We start from the raw sequence: 3,082 nt of genomic DNA, 5'->3' as shown, positions 1-3,082 counted from the left end.
GCGAGCGTCTTTCACGCCGATCTCGTGCGCGCCATCGAACTGGAGGCGTCGTTCGATTTCATCGCCGTGGGGAGCTACGGGCTGACCACCCGGACGAGCGGCGAAGTCCGCCTCCTGAAGGACCTGGACGAGAGCCCCGAGGGGCGCGACGTGATCATCGTGGAGGACATCGTCGACACCGGCCTGACGCTCGACTACCTGGTCCAGTGCCTGAGGATGCGGGAACCCGCGAGCCTCAGGACCGCGGCGCTGCTCGACAAGCCCTCGCGCCGCCAGCGCGAAGTGCCGATCGACTACCTGGGGTTCGAGATCGACGACAGGTTCGTGGTCGGATACGGGCTGGACTACGGCCAGCACTACCGGAACCTGCCCGACATTCATCTTCTGGGGAACTGACGCCGGAAGGGCCGGGACGGCTCCGAGGAGCCGCCCCGGCAAAGGCGTCAGGAGCGTACGCTGCGCATCTTTTTCCGCAGGCGCTTGCGCGCCAGGGCCTGCTTGATTCTCTTCTTTTCGCCCGGCTTCAGGTAGAAGGAGTGCTTCTTGACATCCTTGATGATGTCTTCCTGCTGAACCTTGCGCTTGAAGCGCCTGAGGGCGCTTTCGAGGGATTCCCCCTCGTTCAGGATGACTTCCGCCAAACCATTCACCTCCTTCGGCGACAAGGGGGTACGTTACCCCCTGCGGCGTCGAGTGTCAAGACCCAATCTTTCAACCAGTTAGGACTCCCGCGGCGCCTGCCGTGACCGTACCACAAGCTCGATGATGTCCGCCGCCCGTTCCGGGGGGAGGAGGCCCGTGTCGAGGCAGAGGTGGTACCGGGTGCTCAGGGTCCAGTCGTGGCGTGCCATGCGCGCGAGATACGCCTGCCGCGCCCGGTCCGATTCGCGGATCATCGAGAGCGCCTTTTCCCGCGTCGGCGCCCCGTAGACCTCCATGGCCCGCTCCACCCGGAAGGTGTCGGGCGCGTGCAGGAACACGTGGACCGCCCCGGGGTGGTCGCGGAGCACGTGGACCCCCCCGCGCCCCACGATCACGCAGTCCTCCCGCGCGGCGAACTCCCGGATGATTTTGGCCTGGAGCTCGAACAGGCGCTGGTCCGTCACCGTCTGGAAAGGGGGCGCCGTGTAGGAAACGTCGGGGAGCCCGTAGGTGAAAAGGGAGGTGATCTTTTCCCAGAACGACGCCAGCCGCTCGTCGCGCCAGGAGATCTCCTCGACCGGGAGGCCGAGCTTTTCGGCCGCCAGCTGCAGCACCTCGCGGTCGGCGTAGAGATACCCGAGCCGCGCCGCCACCATGTTCCCGATCTTCGCCCCGCCGCAACAGAACTGCCGCGAGATGGTGATCGCGGTTTTTTCACCCATGGCTCTCCCCCCGCGCGTCACTCCGGCCCGTCGCCCGGTTCCTCCCCGGCGACGACCGTGACGCTGGCGACGTAGTCCCCTTCCTCGAGATCGATGCACTTGACCCCGACGGCGGCCCGGGCGTGCGTGTTGCGGATATCGTCCGCGTTGAGCTGGATCAGCTTCCCGTTGGCCGTGATCAGCATGACGGAGGTGTCCTCCTGGACATGGCAGGTGTGGACCACCGTCCCGTTCTTCTGCCCCACCTTGACGTTGATCACGCCGCTCCCCCCCCGGTTCTGCCGGGGGTATTCCTCCACGTCGGTGCGCTTGCCGAACCCCTTTTCGGTCACGGTGAGGAACTGGCCCGGGCCCTTGAAGGCCGACATGGCCACCACCTTGTCGTCCCCGGAGAGCCGGATCCCGATGACGCCCCTGGCGGTGCGCCCCATCTCCCGGACCCCCGTTTCCGCGAACCGGACCGCCTTGCCCATGCGGGTGGCCAGCAGCACGTCGGTGTCCCCGTCGGTGAGCCGGCAGCCGATCAGTTCGTCGTCCTCCGGCACCGAAATCGCGATGATGCCCGAGCTGCGCGGGTTCGAGTACTCCCGGAGCGCCGTCTTCTTGACGATGCCGTTGCGGGTGGCCATCAGCACGTACCCGCCGCCGTCGAACCCCTTCACCGAGATGATGTCGGCGATCTTTTCGTCCTTGCCGAGGTTCACGAGGTTGACGATGGCCTTCCCCTTCCCCGCGGTGCCGACATCGGGGATCTCGTAGACCTTGAGCCAGTAGACCTGGCCGCGGTTGGTGAAAATCAGCAGGTAGCTGTGGGTGGAGGCGACGAAGACGTGGTCGATGAAGTCCTCGTCGCGCGTGGTCATGCCGATCCGCCCCTTCCCCCCGCGGCCCTGGGAGTGGTAGAGCGAGGCGGCCGTGCGCTTGATGTAGCCGGAGTGCGTGACGGTGATGACCACGTCCTCCTCCGCGATGAGGTCCTCGAGCGTCATCTCGACTTCCTCGTCCACGATCTCGGTCCGCCGCCGGTCCCCGTAGGCGGCCTGGATCTCCCTGAGTTCGCCGACCACCACCCCCTCCAGGACCTTCTCGCTGGCCAGGATTTCCTTCAGGCGCGCGATCAGCTTCAGGATCTCCTCGTACTCGGCCACGATCTTCTCGCGCTCGAGCCCCGTCAGCCGCTGCAGCCTCATCTCCAGGATCGCCTGCGCCTGGGGGGCGCTGAACCCGAACCGGTCCATGAGCCCCTCCCGGGCGACGGCCGGCTCCTTCGAGGCGCGGATCAGGGCGATGACCTCGTCGAGCATGTCCAGGGCCCGGCGGAGCCCTTCCAGGATGTGGGCCCTCGCCTCGGCCTTCGCGAGCTCGAAGATCGTCCGCCGGCGGACCACCTCCTTCCGGTGCCCGATGAAGCAACGGATCGTCTCCCGCAGGTTGAGGACCCGGGGGCGGTTCTCGACGATGGCCAGCATGATGATGCCGAAGCTGGTCTGCATGGCCGTCATCTTGTACAGGTTGTTGAGGACGACCTGCGCCGGCTCGTCCTTCTTGATCTCGATGACGATCCGCATCCCCTCGCGGTCGGACTCGTCGCGCAGGTCGCTGATCCCCTCGATCTTCTTGTCGCGCACCAGCTCCGCGATCCGCTCGATCAGCCTGGCCTTGTTCACCTGGTAGGGGATTTCGGTCACGACGATGGCTTCGCGCTCGCGCGCCATCTT

The 3,082-nt window shown here is 66.3% G+C and carries 4 protein-coding genes; 1 reads left to right on the top strand and 3 read right to left on the bottom strand.

The window, feature by feature from the left end; all coding sequences use genetic code 11:
* Nucleotides 1-396 (top strand): hypoxanthine phosphoribosyltransferase (gene hpt / locus GXY47_07490; GenBank protein NLV30987.1); only part of this gene is annotated, 396 nt, incomplete at its 5' end.
* A gap of 47 nt (nt 397-443) precedes the next feature.
* On the opposite strand, the gene GXY47_07485 is transcribed toward hpt, so the two are convergent.
* The 3 genes from GXY47_07485 to GXY47_07475 all read right to left on the bottom strand — a co-directional run.
* Complete coding sequence (locus GXY47_07485; GenBank protein NLV30986.1) at nt 444-641, bottom strand: 30S ribosomal protein S21; 198 nt, start codon at nt 639-641, stop codon at nt 444-446.
* 78 nt (nt 642-719) lie between these two features.
* Nucleotides 720-1,364: a cytidylate kinase-like family protein gene (locus GXY47_07480; protein NLV30985.1), complete on the bottom strand. Its 645-nt coding sequence runs from the start codon at nt 1,362-1,364 to the stop codon at nt 720-722.
* A 17-nt stretch (nt 1,365-1,381) separates the two neighbouring features.
* Nucleotides 1,382-3,082 (bottom strand): DNA gyrase subunit A (locus GXY47_07475; protein ID NLV30984.1); only part of this gene is annotated, 1,701 nt, incomplete at its 5' end.

This window comes from Acidobacteriota bacterium (assembly GCA_012729555.1).
GTDB lineage: Bacteria > Acidobacteriota > UBA6911 > UBA6911 > UBA6911 > UBA6911.
The sequence above is the reverse complement of the archived record's forward strand: the minus strand, read 5'-3'. Positions and strand labels throughout refer to the sequence as shown.